Source organism: Agrobacterium sp. B1(2019), assembly GCF_008274755.1.
GTDB classification, from domain to species: domain Bacteria; phylum Pseudomonadota; class Alphaproteobacteria; order Rhizobiales; family Rhizobiaceae; genus Agrobacterium; species Agrobacterium salinitolerans.
Genome location: NZ_VTPB01000003.1, coordinates 403,386 through 420,152, shown reverse-complemented (window position 1 = coordinate 420,152; position 16,767 = coordinate 403,386). Strand labels below are relative to the sequence as shown.

Sequence of the window (16,767 nt, the reverse complement as noted above, 5' to 3'; positions counted from 1 at the left end):
CGCGATACCCTCAACCTCATTCCTGTGCTTGTCACAGGAATCCAGCCGTCGCGCGTCTGCGCGACGGGGAGAGTCCTTTTAGCCCAAGGACTTGGGCTGGCTGGATCCCTGTGACAAGCACAGGGATGAGGGAGAGAGCGTTTAGCTCTTCAGCGAGCGCGGGTCGAGCGCATCGCGCACCGCATCACCGATATAGTTGACACTCAGAACCGTCAGCGAAATCGCCAGGCCCGGCCACAGCACGCGCGAGGGCGTCAATTGCAGGAAGTTCGCGCCATCGAATAGCAGCCGTCCCCAGGTCGGGAAATCGGAGGGGAAGCCGAGGCCGAGGAAGGACAGCGCCGATTCCGTGATGATGGCGGCGGCAATGCCGAGCGTGGCTGAGACCATGATGGAACTCAGCACATTCGGCAATATATGCCTGAGGATGATGCGGTATTCGCGCATGCCACTCGATTTCGCCGCGATGATGAATTCCTGGCTTTTGATCGTCAGCACATCGCCGCGCACGATACGGGCCGTATGCATCCAGCTCGTTATCCCGATCACGAACACGATCAGGATGAAGATGCCGGTTTCCGGCCCGAAGGCCGCGCGCAGCGTATCGCGAAACAGCATCAGGATCACAAGTAGCAGCGGCAAAAGCGGCAGGGCCAGGAACAGGTCGGTCAGCCGCATCAAGGGGCCGTCCAGCCTGCGGAAGTAACCCGATAGAACACCCACCAGCGTGCCGAGGAACAGCGCCAGCAGCATGGCGGTGATGCCGACGGCAAGCGAGATACGCCCGCCGGCCAGAACCTGCGCCAGCATGTCCTTGCCGAGATTATCGGTGCCGAAAGGATGTGCGAGCGACGGCCACTGGTTGCGCGCCTTCACATTGATGGCGTTGGGCGCAACGGTGTGGATATAGGGGCCGACATAGACCGCCAGCAGGATGAAGATGAAGACGAAGAGGCCCGCCACCCCGCCCTTGTGAACGCGGAACTGTTTCCACATGTCGGCAAGGGCGGATTGTGTGGGGGTGGCCGCAACCGTCGGCCCTTCTATAGTGGCGTCAGTCATAGCGGATCCTCGGGTCGAGAATGCCGTACAGCACGTCGGCAATCAGGTTGAAGAGCACGATCAGCACCGCGAAAATGAAGGTCAGCGTTTGTACCAGCGGAATATCTGCGCCCTGAACCGCGGTGATCAGCAACTGGCCAAGCCCGTTCACGCGAAATATCTGCTCGGTGATGATGGCGCCGGAAAAGATGGTCGGCACGCCGAGCGCAATCACCGTCACAACCGGAATCAGGCTGTTGCGCAGCACGTGGATGAGCAGCACGGATTTTTCCTTCACGCCCTTGGCGCGTGCGGTGCGCACATAATCCTGATGCAGATTGTCGAGCATGGAGGCGCGCACGAAGCGGCTGATCTGCGAGACGTTATAGAGCGTCAGCACCAGCACCGGCAGGAACATCTGCTTCACCTGCGCTACGAAGCTCGCCCAGTCCCTGACTTGCAGATTGGTGTCGTAGACGGACGGGAACCATTGCAGGTAGGAGCTGAAAATGACGACAAGCAGCACGCCGGTAAAGAAGGTCGGCACCGAATAACCGACCATGGAAACGAAGGTGCCGATCTGGTCGAAGATTGAATATTGCTTGTAGGCGGAGACCACGCCAATCGGGATCGCCAGCAGCGCACCGAAGAGATAGGCGAGGCCCACCACCCACAGCGTCTGCGGCATGCGCTGAATGACGAGATCGACCACCGGGCTGCGTGTCGCCCAGGAGAGCACGCGCATGCGGCTGCCATCGCCGATCTGCCAGCCGGTCAGCTTTTCCAGGAGGTTCAGCGGTTCGTTGATGAAGAATTGCTGCAGCCACATCAGGTAGCGGATGAAAAAAGGCTGATCGAGGCCGAGCGAGGCGCGGATCTGTTCGCGCACTTCAGGCGGGATGGTGAGCGGCAGGTCGCCGGTCGGATCGTTCGGCGCAAGATCGAGCAGCGCGAAGATGACGAAGCTGATGACAAGCAGCGTCGGTACGGCAAAGGCCAGCCGCCGGAGTGTAAAGGTAAACATCTGAAACTCTCCAGACCCAGAGCGCGGCGCGACGAAAAGCGGGATCGTTTTCGCCTTGAACGCGGCAAATGTGTCTTCAGAACATGGTCCTGGGGCATGCAGAAGGCCGGCCTCTCCCGGGGGAGAAGCCGGCGCATCCGCGTGTTACTTCTTGCGGGACCAGTCCGCGACGTTCCAGAGTTCCGAGTCCCAGGCATTCATGCGAACGCCTTCCAGCGTCAGCGAATGCGAGGAAACGCTGCCGCGGTGGATGAGCGGAATATGCGCGCCATCCTCCGTCAGCATGTCGTTCAGCTGCTTGGAAAGCTCGGCGCGCTTGTCAAGCTCGGCGGTCTTGGAGAGTTCGCCCACCAGCTTGTCGAATTCCGGGTTGCAATAACGCGGAATATTCTGGCCCTGCCAGCCGTTTTCCGGGGCCGGGATCTTGTCGCACAGCCATTCCGCCAGATATTTTTCCGGGTCCGTGCCGTCGAAATTGTTGGTGTACATTTCGACATCGGCATAAAATTTTTGGAAGGTGTCCGGGCTTGCCGGGTCACCGCCGAAGAAGACCGAGGCGCTGACATTGCGCAGTTCCGCAGCGACGCCGATCTGCGACCACATATCCTTCACCAGTTCCTGCGTGGCCTGGCGAACCGAGTTGGTGGAGGTCTGGTAGAGGAAAGAAAGCTTCACGCCATCCTTGGCGCGGATGCCGTCTGCACCCTTTACCCAGCCGGCGTCGTCGAGCAGCTTGTTTGCGCCTTCCACATCCTGCTTCAGGCACCAGCTGTCATTCTTGGTGGAAGCGACGGCTTCCGGAGCCGGTACGATGTTGCAGGTCGGCTTGCCCGCTTCGCCATAACCCGCTTCGTCGATGATATCGCGGTCGATGGCGAGCGAAAGCGCACGGCGCACGGCGGGATCGGAAAGGGCGGGGTGCGGGCCGGCCTGCTTGGTGGAGCGCTTGTCACCCAGCGAAGGATCGGCATTGTACCAGTTGAGATTGATACGCTCGACCTGAGTGCCGAAGGCGGTCTCCAGCTTGCCCTTGCCGGCGGCCACCATGGTGGCGAGGATTTCCGGCTCCACCTGCATGTTCCAGGCATAATCGAATTCGCCGGTTTCAAGCACGGCGCGTGCGGCGGAAGCGGCGTCACCGCCGCCCTTCAGGGTCGCTGTGGCGAAGGCGGGCTTGGCGGGGTCGCGGTAATTGGTGTTGGCGACGAAGCTGATCACGTCATTCGGCTTGAAATCCTTGACCACGAAGGGGCCGGTGCCGATGGGGCCGAAATTGGCGGATGTGCAGCCGGGGGCTGCGGCGCCGACGCAGTTTTCGAACTGCTTTTTCTGGATGACCGGCGACTGTGCGCCCACGAATGCGGAGTAGGGGTAAGGTTTCGGTTCGGTGAAGCTGACCTTGACGGTGTGGTCGTCGATGGCCTCGACATTCTTCACGCCCTCATATTGCGCCGCCTGCGCGCAGCCGCCATCCGGTGCGGTGCAATATTTCCAGGTGAAAATGACGTCCTCGGCGGTGAACGGCGTGCCATCCGACCATTTCACATCGCTTTTCAGCTTCCAGGTCATGCTGAGCAGATCCTTCGCGACGCCGCCATTTTCGATCGTCGGAATTTCGGTGACCAGCATCGGCACCAGCTCGCCCTTTTCGTCGTAGCGCGCCAGCGGCTCAATCACCATGGACGAGCTGTAGACTTCCTTCGTGCCACCGGAAAGATAAGGGTTAAGTGTCGATACGGCCTGCCAGAACAGGATTTTCAGTTCGCCGTCACTGCCGCGCTCGGCATGGGCGACAGAGCCCGCAAAGGCCATGGCCGCCACCGTGCTGGCAAAGAGAACGCTGCGCTTCTTCATTGTGGTTTTCCCCTTTTTGGATTTTATCTGTTTGAATGTTTGACGCTTTTCCCGTCGTCGCACGCAAGGTCTGTTTTTCTAACTATTTGACTTTGCTAAGGAATATTCCTCCATTCCCGACGATGCTATTGTCAGTTTTTTTGAAATGCAAGTCCCAATGTCTCTTTGGTGAACAAATTTTGAGCCATTCAGTTTCCGGCCTATTTTTCGCTCACGCAGCAAATTTCATGCTTGCAAAACGAGAAATTCCAAACGCAATATGGCGTCCGACAACCCGGCGGGGAACAAAAAAAGGGAAAAAGAGAATGCCGATATTGAACCGTGTGGCTGAAATGCAGGAAGAAGTTGCCGGCTGGAGGCGCCATCTGCATGAACACCCGGAACTCCTCTACGATGTCTTCGAAACATCGAAATTCGTGGCGGAAAAGCTGAAATCCTTCGGCTGCGACGTGGTCGAGACCGGCATCGGCCAGACCGGCGTGGTCGGCATCATCAAGGGCCGGCACGGGGATGGCCCGACCATCGGTTTCCGCTCCGACATGGACGCACTGCCGATCCTCGAGACGAGCGGAAAGCCCTGGGCTTCGAAGACGCCCGGCAAGGCCCATTCCTGCGGTCATGACGGGCATACCGCCATGCTTTTGGGTGCGGCGCAATATCTGGCAGAGACCCGCAATTTCAAGGGCTCCGTGGCGGTGATCTTCCAGCCGGCGGAAGAGGGCGGCGCGGGCGCGCTCGCCATGCTGAACGACGGAATGATGGAGAAATTCGGCATTTCGCAGGTCTATGGCATGCATAACGAGCCGGGCATTCCGGTCGGGCAATTCGCCATCCGCAAGGGGTCGACCATGGCGGCGGCGGATAGTTTCGAAATCGTCATCACCGGCAAGGGCAGCCATGCGGCCGCGCCGCATCTTTCTATCGATCCGGTTTTGACCTCGGCGCATGTCATCATCGCCCTGCAATCCATCGTTTCGCGGGAGACGGACCCTTTGAAATCGCTGGTCGTCACCGTCGCCACCACCCATGGCGGCACGGCCGTCAATGTCATTCCAGGCGCCGTTACGTTGACGGGAACGGTGCGCACGCTGTTGCCGGAAACCCGCGATTTTGCCGAAAAGCGCCTGAAGGAAGTGGCGACCGCCACCGCCATGGCACATGGCGCGACCGTCGAAGTGAAATATCATCGCGGTTATCCCGTCACCTTCAACCACAGTGACGAAACCGAATTCGCGACCGGCGTGGCGATGGGCGTGGCCGGTGCGAACGCCGTCAACACCAACCCCAACCCGCATATGGGGGCGGAGGATTTTTCCTACATGCTGGAAGCGCGTCCTGGCGCCTTCATCTTCATCGGCAACGGCGATACCGCCGGGCTGCACAATGCGGCCTATGATTTCAACGACGATGCGCTGCCTTACGGCATCAGCTACTGGGTTTCGATGGCCGAAACCGCGCTTGCTGCGTAAGATACCCGGCGGCCTTCATGGCCGCCTTCTGCTTTTCAGGAGATTGGCATGCTTTTGGCGGCGACGTCCATGGAACAGACCGGCGGTTCGGTAAGCCCGGTTTTATCGGTTCAAAATCTCACCACATCCTTCCGCGTCGATGGCGGCTGGAAATCGGTGGTCCGCAACATGAGTTTCGAGATCGCGCCGCGCGAAACGGTGGCGATCGTCGGCGAGAGCGGGTCGGGCAAAAGCGTCACTTCGCTCTCCATCATGCGGCTCCTCGATAAAAAGACGAGCCGTATCGAAGGCAAGGTCATGCTCGGCGGGCGCGACCTGCTGGCGCTGCCGGAAGAGGAGATGCGCAAGGTTCGCGGCAAGGACATCTCAATGATCTTCCAGGAGCCGATGACCAGCCTCAACCCGATCTTCCCCATCGGCAAGCAGATCGCCGAGGCGCTGACCGTGCATCAGGATATTTCCTCATCCGCTGCGAAGGCAGAGGTCATCCGCCTGCTGGAGAAGGTCCGTATTCCCAATGCGAAGAACCGTTTCGACGATTATCCGCACCAGTTTTCCGGCGGCATGCGGCAACGCGTGATGATCGCCATGGCGCTCGCCTCCAAACCGAAGCTGCTGATCGCCGACGAGCCGACAACGGCGCTCGATGTGACAATTCAGGGCCAGATTCTCGACCTGATCAAGCAATTGCAGGAAGAGGAGGGCATGTCCGTCCTCTTCATCACCCATGATATGGGTGTTGTGGCGGAAGTTTCGGACCGCACCATCGTCATGTTCCGCGGCGATGTGGTGGAAACCGGCGCCACCGACGACATCTTCCATCGCGGCCGCCACCCTTATACGCGGGCGCTGCTTTCGGCGGTGCCGAAGCTCGGCTCGATGAAGGAGCGCGTGCTGCCGGCCCGGTTCCCGATCATCGATATCAAGACCGGCGAAAGCCAGCCTGTCGCCGAGGTGAAGGACACGGTCTCCGGAGGCCGCACGCCCATTCTTTCGGTAAAGGACCTCACCACCCGTTTCGATATTCGATCCGGCCTTTTCGGCCGCAAATCCGGCGCCGTGCATGCGGTGGAAAAGGTATCCTTCGATCTCGCCGAGGGCGAAACTCTTTCTCTCGTGGGCGAATCGGGGTGCGGCAAGTCCACCACGGGCCGCTCCATCACCCGGCTGATCGAGCCGACATCCGGCAATGTCATGCTCGACGGCTACGAGGTGCTGAAGCTAGACAAGACAACGTTGCGCACCATGCGCCGCAGCGTGCAGATGATCTTCCAGGACCCTTTCGCCTCGCTCGATCCGCGCATGAGTATCGGCACGGCGATCATGGAGCCCTTTATCGAGCATCGCCTTGGAAGCAAGCAGCAGGCCCGTGAAAAGGCGGCCGATCTTCTGGAAAAGGTGGGCTTGAGCCCGGATATGATGCGGCGCTTCCCGCATGAATTTTCCGGCGGCCAGCGCCAGCGCATCGCTATTGCCCGCTCGCTGATGCTCGACCCCAAGGTCATCGTCGCCGACGAGGCGGTCTCGGCGCTCGATGTTTCGATCAAGGCGCAGGTCTGCAACCTGCTGCTCGACCTGCAACAGAGCCTCAACCTCGCTTTCCTGTTCATTTCGCATGACATGGCGGTGGTGGAGCGCGTCAGCCATCGTGTGGCGGTGATGTATCTCGGGGAGATCGTGGAGATCGGGCCGCGTGCGGCGGTTTTCGACAATCCGCAGCATCCCTACACGAAAAAGCTCATGTCCGCCGTTCCCGTGCCTGATCCGGCGCGCCGGCAGATCCGGCGCAACATGTCGACGGACGAGATCAAAAGCCCGATCCGGCCGGTGGACTATGTCCCGCCTGAGCGGCGTTACCGCGAGGTTTCGGCGGGGCATCTGGTGCAGGAAGCGGCTTGATCGAGCAATGTCGGCTTCAGGCTGAGGGCTGATGCGGAGCGAGCGGTTGTCCCTTGTTGTCTTCTACCCTTCGGGGAAAAGGCGGCCCGAAGGGTCGGGTGAGGGGGGCTGTTCGCGATCTGCCTGAATGGCGAGGACAATTTCGCGCCGCCGCGCCTTCCTTTTCAGTCACTTCCGAAAAAATACTTCCTCTCTCATCCCCATCACCGCATTTTGGCCGCATCATTCCTCCCGCAATCGACAAGCATGGTTCTGGCAGGCCGTGTTTTTGAAAGGCGTTCCGCCGGGCCAGAGGCGGGAAGGACCGATCAGATAGGTGCCGTGAAAAGGCTGTAACCTATGGGCTGCTCTGGCTGCCCTGACGATACGGCTCGGTGAATGCAACAACCTTTGCCACCTCCCATCTCCCACCCGCATTCGCCGGGTCGATGCCTTGCGCCGCCGGCAAACCGCTGTGGCGGCAACCCCCCATGCAAAGCGCTTTGAACTTGTAAATTGCGTATCCTGAAACGTTGTAGATTCCTGCCGCCCACGACTATACCTGCCGGCCGACATGGTCTAAACCGCTGCTGATCTTTTCAAGCTCGACGGACAGAGAAGGGCCTCGCAGATGACCGATCCCAAAACGTTAGCCGCCCGTTTCCCCGGCGATTTCCTGTTCGGCGTCGCGACCGCCTCGTTCCAGATCGAAGGCGCCACCCGGGCGGACGGCCGCAAGCCATCCATATGGGATGCCTTCTGCAACATGCCGGGTCACGTCTTCGGGCGGCACAACGGCGATATTGCCTGCGACCACTATAATCGCTGGGAAGAAGACCTCGATCTCATCAAGGAAATGGGTGTCGAAGCCTATCGTTTCTCCATCGCCTGGCCGCGCATCATCCCCGATGGTTTCGGGCCGATCAACGAGAAGGGGCTGGATTTCTACGACCGCCTCGTGGATGGCTGCAAGGCGCGCGGCATCAAGACCTATGCGACGCTTTACCATTGGGATTTGCCGCTGACGCTGATGGGCGATGGCGGCTGGGCTTCGCGCTCCACCGCGCACGCCTTCCAGCGATATGCCAAGACCGTCATGGCCCGCCTCGGCGACCGGCTGGATGCGGTGGCGACCTTCAACGAACCCTGGTGCGCGGTGTGGCTAAGCCATCTGTATGGCATTCATGCGCCGGGTGAGCGCAACATGGAGGCGGCCCTTGCCGCCATGCATCACATCAATCTCGCCCATGGTTTCGGCGTGGAAGTCTCCCGCCATGTCGCGCCGAAGGTGCCGGTGGGGCTGGTGCTGAATGCCCATTCCGTCATTCCGGCTACCGACAGCGAGGCCGATCTCAAGGCCGCCGAACGGGCCTTCCAGTTCCACAATGGCGTGTTTTTCGATCCGGTCTTCAAGGGTGAATATCCGGTCGAGATGATGGAAGCTCTGGGTGATCGTATGCCCGTCGTGGAGGCGGAAGACCTTTCCATCATCAGCCAGAAGCTGGACTGGTGGGGTCTGAATTATTACACGCCGATGCGCGTCGCCGACGATGCGTCACCGGGCGCAGAATTCCCCGCCACTGCACCCGCCCCGGCCGTAAGCGATGTGAAGACCGATATCGGCTGGGAGGTCTATGCCCCGGCGCTCCAGTCGCTGGTGGAAACGCTCTATAAACGTTACGACCTGCCGGAATGCTACATCACGGAAAACGGTGCCTGCTATAATATGGGCGTCGAAAACGGCGAGGTGGATGACCAGCCGCGTCTCGATTACTACGCCGAACATCTCGGCATCGTCGCCGATCTCATCCGCGACGGTTATCCGATGCGCGGTTACTTCGCCTGGAGCCTGATGGATAATTTCGAATGGGCCGAAGGCTATCGTATGCGCTTCGGTCTTGTGCATGTGGATTATGATACGCAGGTGCGCACGCTGAAGAACAGCGGCAAGTGGTACAGCGCGCTGGCTTCGGGTTTTCCGAAGGGCAATCACGGTTTGGTGAAACCGTAACGGTCACCTCCCTCATCCCTGTGCTTGCCACAGGGATCCAGCCAGCCCAAGTCCTTGGGCTGAGGCGGAGTCTTTCCGCCGCGCAGACGCGTGTCGGCTGGATTCCTGTGACGAGCACAGGGTTGGGTGCGGCGGCCCTGCATGAACTTTACGCGCCGCATCCGGTAGCAGGCGACGCGTAGCGCCCGTCGCGATAAAGTTCTCTCTCCTTATTATCAGTTTTCCAAACTTTTTTATCGGTTACCCCGCGGTGCCTGCTTGCGCCCGTCGTCTCGCCCCCTATGTCAGACGGGCTACGAAGCGTAGCGCCCATTCTGCCGTCAAGGGGCAGGGCGGGTTGGTCCTCCCAGGGAAAACGAACATGCTTATCGAAAAACTCAACTGGCGTTACGCCACCAAGAAAATGGACCCTTCCAAGACGGTGTCCGAAGACAAGGTCGAGCGCATTGTCGAGGCAGCGCGGCTGGCGCCCACCTCCAGCGGTCTTCAGCCCTTTGAAGTCATCGTCGTCACCGATCCTGAAGTTCGTGCAAAAATCCAGGAGATCGCCTGGAACCAGGCGCAGGTGACCGACGGTTCGCATCTTTTGGTCTTTGCGGCGTGGGATAATTACACGGAAGAGCGGATCAACCACATGTTCGATCTGGTCAACGAGGAGCGCGGCATCAAGAATGAAGGCTGGGAAGCCTATCGCCAGATGTTGCTTTCCACCTATCCGCAGCGCGAGCAGCAGGTGAATTTCGAACACGCGGCCCGTCAGGCCTATATCGGCTTCGGCATGGCCGTGGCGCAGGCCGCTTTCGAGAGCGTGGATTCCACCCCGATGGAAGGTTTCGATCCGGCAAAGCTCGATGAAATCCTCGGTCTGCGCGAGAAGGGCCTGCGCTCGGTCACCATCCTGCCGCTCGGCTATCGCCAGCCGGAAGGTGACTGGCTGGTGAACCTGAAGAAGGTGCGCCGTCCGGCGGAAGAATTCGTCAGCCGCGTCTGATTTTCATATCGTCGCGAAATCTTGACTGCCGCAGGGCCGCCGTGGCGGCTTTGCGGTAGATTTTTTCTCTCTTTTCAGATAATTGAAAAAACATCCCTGTTAAAAGGTGGCGTGTGCGGGCAAGTATGCGCCATCGAATTGCCGATACCCGGCATTTCTGAGTGAAAGCCTGACGAAATGACCCGGAAAATCAGCTGTCATCGAATGTGCCCGAAGGCTGCATGAAGAGAGCGGTTCAGCACCGCAACAGGATTTTTTGAGACCCGATCCGTCACGCATTCCCAGAGTTTACAATGAGTTTTCCATCCAGTGCGGCATCCCCCGCACGCCAAGAACAGGCGGTCCCTGAAGGGTCGGCAAAGGAGCCTATGGTCACGTTTGAAGGCGTGACCAAGACCTTTGGCGGCACGGGCGGCAAGCCCGGCTTCGCAGCCCTTGCCGGTATCGACTACGCCGTGCCGAAAGGCTCCATCACCGGCATCATCGGCCGCTCCGGCGCCGGCAAATCCACGCTCATCCGCCTCGCCAACGGCCTTGAAAAGCCCTCGACCGGCCGCGTGGTCGTCGACGGCGTCGATGTCGCGGCGCTCGATGAAAAGAGCCTGCGCACGCTACGCCGTTCCGTCGGCATGATCTTCCAGCACTTCAATCTTTTGTCGTCGCGCACCGCTTTCGACAATGTGGCTCTGCCGCTCGAAATATCAGGCATGGGCAAAAAGGAGATCGAAAGCCGCGTTGCGCCGCTGCTCGATCTCGTCGGCCTTTCCGACAAGGCGAAGCGTTATCCGGCGGAACTCTCCGGCGGCCAGAAGCAGCGTGTCGGCATTGCCCGTGCGCTCGCCACCCAGCCGAAGCTGCTCCTTTCCGACGAGGCCACATCGGCGCTCGATCCGGAAACGACGCAATCCATTCTCGAATTGTTGAAGCGCATCAATGCCGAACTGGGCCTGACCGTGCTGCTCATCACCCATGAGATGGAAGTGGTGAAGACCATCGCCTCGCAGGTGGCCGTCATCGACAGGGGGCTGATCGTTGAGGAAGGCACGACCTTCGATATCTTCACTGCGCCGAAACACGAGACGACCCGCAGCCTGCTGTCGTCCTCGGTGGGCGTGAAGCTGCCGCATTGGGTCACTTCGGGCCTGAAATCGCAGGCGGCGGAAGGCGACCGTGTTCTGGTGCGTCTGGTGTTCTTCGGCGAAACGGCCTTCCAGCCGCTGACGGCTCGTCTCGTCGCTGAAATCGGCCCGGACGTGAACATCCTTGCCGGCACAATTGAGGAAATCTCCGGCCAGCCCTTCGGCTCGCTGGTCGTCTCCTATCCGGCGTCTGCGGATGTCACCGCCCGCGCCAATCGCTTTTATGCTGAGACCGGTCTTCACACGGAGGTGCTCGGTTATGTCGCCTGATATGCTGTTCAGCCTTCTCTCCAAGGGCCTGTTGCAGACGCTGCACATGGTCGCCGTTGCCGGCATCGTCGGCTCGCTGATCGGCGTGCCCATGGGCGTTTTCCTTGCCACCAGCGGCAAGGGCGAGCTGTTTTCCGCGCCGATGACCAACCGCATTCTAGGCCTCGTTGTGAACGCCGCGCGCTCCACGCCCTTCATCATTCTGGTGGTGGCGATCATTCCCTTCACCCGCCTCGTCGCCGGCACCTCCATCGGCACCAGCGCGGCCATCGTGCCGCTGACGGTCGCCACCGTTCCCTTCATCGCAAGGCTGGTGGAAGCGGCGATCCGCGAAGTGGACAAGGGGCTGATCGAGGCTGCCCGCGCCATGGGCGCCACGCCGTTGCAGATCGTCACGAAAGTTCTGCTGGCGGAGGCGAAGCCCGGCATCACGCTGGCGCTCACGCTCACGCTGGTCAGCCTCATCGGTTATTCGGCCATGGTCGGCGCGGTCGGCGGCGGCGGGTTGGGCGATCTCGGCATCCGTTACGGTTACCAGCGCTTCATGCCGGATGTGATGCTGGTCGTGGTTCTGGTGCTCATCGTGCTGGTGCAACTGGTGCAGAGCGCGGGCGACAGGCTGGCCCGCAGCTTCGACAAGCGGACCCGCAAGAATTAACTGCCTTTATAATAACAACCCAAGGAGACACCCATGAAGAAACTCATTCTCGCGGCTTCGCTCGCCGCTCTCTTCACCGCCGGTCAGGCGCTGGCCGAGACCATCAAGATCGGCGTCACCCCTGCCGAGCATGCGCAGATCATGGAGCAGGTGAAGAAGATCGCGGCCGCCAAGGGTCTCGATATCGATATCGTCGAGTTCTCCGACTATGTCGTGCCGAACCAGGCGCTGGCCGATGGCGAGCTGCAGGCCAACTCCTTCCAGCACCAGCCTTATCTCGACAACCAGATCGCTGACCGCAAGTTCGATCTCGTCAGCGTCGGCACCACCATCACCACCCCGATGGGTGTTTATTCGAAGAAGGTGAAGAACCTTGACGAGCTGAAGGACGGCGCAACCGTCGGCATTCCAAACGACCCGACCAATGGCGGCCGCGCGCTGCTGGTTCTCGCTTCCAAGGGCGTGATCAAGGTCAAGGAAGAGGCCGGCCTCAAAGTGACGCCTGCCGACATCACCGAAAACCCGAAGAACATCCAGATCGTCGAACTCGACGCCGCCCAGCTGCCGCGCTCGCTTGACGACACCGACGCTTCGGTCATCAACACCAACTATGCGACGGCTGCCGGCCTCAACCCGAAGAAGGACGCCATCGCCATCGAAAGCGAAAAATCCCCTTACGCGAACGTCATTGCCGTTCGTACGCAGGACAAGGACAAGCCGTGGGTAAAGACGCTGGTTGAATCCTACCAGAGCCCGGAAGTGAAGGCCTTCATTCTGGAAAAGTACAACGGCACGGTCATCCCGTCCTGGTAATAGACCGCCATATGGCGAAAATAACGACCTCTCCCGCTTGCGGGGGAGGTTTTTTGTTTTGAAGGCGGGCGCAATCCCCCTTTCATGAAAAACCCCTGGCGTTTTAGGGAAGGATTTTTCAGGACCTTTGCCAGACTGTCGTTTTATACCCGTGGTTTTTTGGGGTAGTGCCACAGGGCGGCTTAACGGCTTCTGAATGTTTCCTGCGGAAGATGATGCTTTCGAAGGGGATTTTATGCGGATTGCGCCGCGCAACATTGGGGACTATTTGCCGGTCGGGCGCAGAACCGCCGTGGGCGTGGTCTTGTCCACCTTCGCGCTGGTGCTTGTCATCGTCACCGCGCTGGTTTTGTCCGCCTTGAGCCAGGTCCGCGAAAAGGCGAACCTGCTCGACAACGCCCGTTCGCGCGAGACGACGGCGGGCGCCCTTGTCACTTTTCGAGAACAGCTTGGCGCGACTCTGAACGACTACGCCGCCTGGGACGACGCTGCCGAATATGTCTATGCCCCTGATCGTTTTGACTGGGTGGCAAGCAATTATGGCGAGATGACGGTCAATAACGATCTCTTCGATACGGCCGTGGTCATCGATGAGGATGGCAACGTCCGCATGGCCTATCAGGACGGCAAGCCTGTAAAGTGGAAGCCGGAGGCCTATTTTGCCGGCGGCCTCAGGGAAATGATCGAGCGCGTGCGGTCCATGCGCCCGGGCATCACCTCACAGGTGACCGGTTTTGCCAAAACCGCCGATGGTATCGCCGCCGCGGGTGTCGCGCTCGTGCGGATGAAATCCGGCGCGCTGCCGCCGGTCGGTGAGGAGCGGCGTTACCTTGTTTTTGCCCGCCATCTCAAGCAGGCGACGGTTGACAAGCTTGCCCGCAATTACGTCATCGATGGTCTCGAGCTGCAATATGGCGACACGCCTGCGGCCAACCATGTGGATATCGTCAATCCGATGGGGGAGGTGCTGGCCCGGCTTGTCTGGCGCTCGCACCTGCCGGGAGACGTCAGCTTTCATGAGGCGCGGCCGGTGGTCTTCACCGCGCTCGGTATCGCCGGCACGTTTTTTCTGGTGCTGCTCATCATCGGTTCGGCCACGCTCGACCGCCTGAAGGCGGATGAGGCGGCCGCGCGGGAGGAGGCGCTGCGCGACCGTCTGAGCGGGCTCAGCAACCGCGCCGGGCTCTTCGCCAGACTGAACAGCATGGTCGAAAGAGGCCGCCATGACAAGACGGATATCAAGCTGCTCTATCTCGATCTCGACGGTTTCAAGGAAATCAATGATTCCTACGGCCACGCCGCCGGCGACCGGCTGATCAAGGGCGTGGCAGCAGCGCTCCGGGTGCTGGCGCCGGAAGGCGCTGTTCTGGCGCGGCTCGGCGGTGACGAATTCGCTATCGCCATTCAGGGCAATGACGTATGGGCCGAAGGCCGCAAGCTCTGTCTGGCGCTGCTGGAACTCTTTACCGAGCCTTTCAGCATCGGTGAAAGGGTGGCGAGCATCGGTTGCAGCATCGGCACTTCGGTTTCCCGCGCCGGCGACATCAGTGGCGAGGAACTGCTGCGGCGCGCCGATATGGCCATGTATCAGGCCAAGGAAAACGGACGCGGGCGTTACGTGTCCTATGAACTAAAGATGGATGAATTGCGCGAGGAAAAGCTGCAACTCGAAGCCGATCTTCGCTCCGCCATCGTGAACGATGAGATACAGGTGGTTTATCAGCCGGTCGTCAGCGCCGCCACACGATGTATTACCGGGGTGGAGGCGCTGGCCCGCTGGCAGCGGCCGGGATATGGCTTTGTGCCGCCGGATATCTTCATTGCGGCTGCCGAAACCAGCGGCCTTATCGACCGGCTAGGCCTTCTCGTCCTGCACAAGGCCTGCGAGACGGCCCAGCAATGGCCGTCCATCAAGCTCTCGGTGAATATCTCACCCGTGCAATTCCGCAACCCGGCCTTCGCCGGCTATGTGGCGGATATTCTCGAGATGACGCAGACGCCGCCTGAAAGGCTGCGGCTGGAAATGACGGAAGGTTATTTCATCCAGCATCCGGAACGGGCGAGTGCGGCCATCGACAAGCTGAAACAGCTTGGCCTGCACATAGCGCTGGACGATTTCGGCGCCGGTTTCGCCAGCGTTGGGTATCTGCGCCGTTTCGGTTTCGACCGCATGAAGATCGACCGTTCGCTGATCATCGCGCTCGATAAGGGCGGCCGGTCGCTGGAAATGCTGCAGGCCACCGTGGCGCTGGCAAAATCGCTCGATATTCCGGTGACGGCCGAAGGCGTGGAAACGGAAGAGCAGGCGGCCATCCTGCATCTGTGCGGCTGCGATGAATTGCAGGGTTACCTGTTCTCGAAACCGGTCGCGGCGGAAGAGATCACCGCCCTGCTGGACGGGCAGGACGCGCCGCTTTTTGCGTTGCGGGCAGGGGCGTGAAGGTCACAGTGGATTGCCGCCGCCGCGGCCTGTTTCTTCTCCCCGGCGGGGAGAAGAAAGATGCGGCGCCCGCTCGATCCAAATGCAAATGCAGTCCGATAGCCGGCCGGTATTACCGCCCCAGATGCCGCTCGCCGCGCTTCTTTGCCAGTTCGATCTGCTGCTGCCGGTCGCGAAACCGTTGACGGTCCTCTTCGCTGCGCTCGTCGTAACAGCTCGGGCAGGACACGCCTTCCTCGAATTTTGGAGACAGGCGCACTTCCGGCGTAATCGGGTTGCGGCAGGCGTGGCAGAGTTGGTGGTCGCCTTCGGCAAGGCCGTGCACCACGGAGACGCGCTCATCGAATACGAAACAGGCGCCTTCCCATAGGCTCTCTTCTTCCGGGACCTCTTCCAGATATTTCAGGATACCGCCCTTGAGGTGATAGACCTCGTCGAAACCCTGCTCCTTCATGAAGGCGGTGGCCTTTTCGCAGCGAATGCCGCCGGTGCAATACATGGCGATCTTCGGCTTGTTGTGCAGGCCGGGATTGTTCTTCACCCAGTCGGGAAATTCGCGGAAGGTTTTCGTCTGCGGATCGACTGCACCCTTGAAGACGCCGATGGCCGTCTCGTAATCGTTGCGGGTGTCGATAACGATTGTATCCGGATCGGAGATCAGCTCGTTCCAGTCGCGCGCCTCGACATAGGTGCCGACGATGCGGTTCGGGTCGATATCCGGCACGCCCATGGTGACGATCTCTTTCTTGAGCTTCACCTTCAGGCGTACGAAAGGCATGTGCGAGGCACGGCTTTCCTTGTGCTCCAGCGCGGTAAATTCCGGCTGGGCGCGCAGGAAGGAGAGCACGGCGTGAATGCCTGCATCCGGCCCGGCAATGGTGCCGTTGATGCCTTCGGCGGCCAGCAGCAGCGTGCCCTTGACCCCGTTTTCTTGGCAGAGCGCGAACAACGGCTCGCGCAGGCTCTCGAACCGCGGCAGGCGGGCGAAATGATAAAGCGCGGCCACAAGGAAATCACCAGATACTTCCGGGCGGGGGAGAATGGTCGTGTCGGTCATGGGCGCTGAAATACAGGGACGGCGGTCGCAAAGCAATATTTATCGGCGGTTCCGTGTATTTTGCAAATCGTCAAATATCTGACAGAAGGGCGCAAAAGGCGAAGAGGTTCGTGCTACAAAAC

At 60.2% G+C, this 16,767-nt stretch carries 12 protein-coding genes; 8 read left to right on the top strand and 4 right to left on the bottom strand.

Annotated elements, in window-relative coordinates:
* Positions 1-141: 141 nt before the first annotated feature.
* The 3 genes from AGR1_RS22220 to AGR1_RS22210 all read right to left on the bottom strand — a co-directional run bounded on the left by AGR1_RS22220 (position 142) and on the right by AGR1_RS22210 (position 3,919).
* Complete coding sequence (locus AGR1_RS22220) at positions 142-1,062, bottom strand: ABC transporter permease (protein ID WP_077984078.1); 921 nt, start codon at positions 1,060-1,062, stop codon at positions 142-144.
* The gene (locus AGR1_RS22215; protein ID WP_077984077.1) at positions 1,055-2,065 is read right to left on the bottom strand and encodes an ABC transporter permease; all 1,011 of its coding nucleotides are present in this window, start codon (positions 2,063-2,065) and stop codon (positions 1,055-1,057) included. Before AGR1_RS22215 ends, AGR1_RS22220 begins: the two co-directional genes overlap by 8 nt.
* A gap of 144 nt (positions 2,066-2,209) precedes the next feature.
* Complete coding sequence (locus tag AGR1_RS22210) at positions 2,210-3,919, bottom strand: peptide ABC transporter substrate-binding protein (RefSeq protein ID WP_137411955.1); 1,710 nt, start codon at positions 3,917-3,919, stop codon at positions 2,210-2,212.
* Between the two features lie 305 nt (positions 3,920-4,224).
* Between AGR1_RS22210 and AGR1_RS22205 the strand changes: the two genes are divergently transcribed.
* From AGR1_RS22205 to AGR1_RS22160, 8 genes are all read left to right on the top strand, one after another.
* Positions 4,225-5,388: a M20 aminoacylase family protein gene (locus AGR1_RS22205; protein WP_077984141.1), complete on the top strand. Its 1,164-nt coding sequence runs from the start codon at positions 4,225-4,227 to the stop codon at positions 5,386-5,388.
* A 48-nt stretch (positions 5,389-5,436) separates the two neighbouring features.
* Entirely contained in the window at positions 5,437-7,287 is a 1,851-nt protein-coding gene (locus AGR1_RS22200) for an ABC transporter ATP-binding protein (protein ID WP_142913167.1), read from the top strand.
* Between the two features lie 610 nt (positions 7,288-7,897).
* Positions 7,898-9,277 carry a GH1 family beta-glucosidase gene (locus tag AGR1_RS22190; RefSeq protein WP_149148279.1) on the top strand — a complete coding sequence of 460 codons (1,380 nt, stop codon included), beginning with the start codon at positions 7,898-7,900 and terminating at the stop codon, positions 9,275-9,277.
* A 361-nt stretch (positions 9,278-9,638) separates the two neighbouring features.
* Positions 9,639-10,268 carry an NAD(P)H-dependent oxidoreductase gene (locus AGR1_RS22180; protein ID WP_149148278.1) on the top strand — a complete coding sequence of 210 codons (630 nt, stop codon included), beginning with the start codon at positions 9,639-9,641 and terminating at the stop codon, positions 10,266-10,268.
* A gap of 368 nt (positions 10,269-10,636) precedes the next feature.
* Complete coding sequence (locus AGR1_RS22175) at positions 10,637-11,677, top strand: methionine ABC transporter ATP-binding protein (protein WP_149148277.1); 1,041 nt, start codon at positions 10,637-10,639, stop codon at positions 11,675-11,677.
* Positions 11,667-12,335, top strand: a complete 669-nt coding sequence (locus tag AGR1_RS22170) for a methionine ABC transporter permease (RefSeq protein WP_080793922.1) — start codon at positions 11,667-11,669, stop codon at positions 12,333-12,335. Before AGR1_RS22175 ends, AGR1_RS22170 begins: the two co-directional genes overlap by 11 nt.
* Before the next feature lie 33 nt (positions 12,336-12,368).
* Positions 12,369-13,148, top strand: coding sequence for a MetQ/NlpA family ABC transporter substrate-binding protein (locus tag AGR1_RS22165; RefSeq protein ID WP_077984069.1), 780 nt, complete (start codon positions 12,369-12,371; stop codon positions 13,146-13,148).
* 196 nt (positions 13,149-13,344) lie between these two features.
* Complete coding sequence (locus AGR1_RS22160; RefSeq protein ID WP_170985651.1) at positions 13,345-15,588, top strand: bifunctional diguanylate cyclase/phosphodiesterase; 2,244 nt, start codon at positions 13,345-13,347, stop codon at positions 15,586-15,588.
* A 112-nt stretch (positions 15,589-15,700) separates the two neighbouring features.
* On the opposite strand, the gene AGR1_RS22155 is transcribed toward AGR1_RS22160, so the two are convergent.
* Positions 15,701-16,645, bottom strand: coding sequence for a rhodanese-related sulfurtransferase (locus AGR1_RS22155; RefSeq protein WP_077984068.1), 945 nt, complete (start codon positions 16,643-16,645; stop codon positions 15,701-15,703).
* Positions 16,646-16,767: the final 122 nt, after the last annotated feature.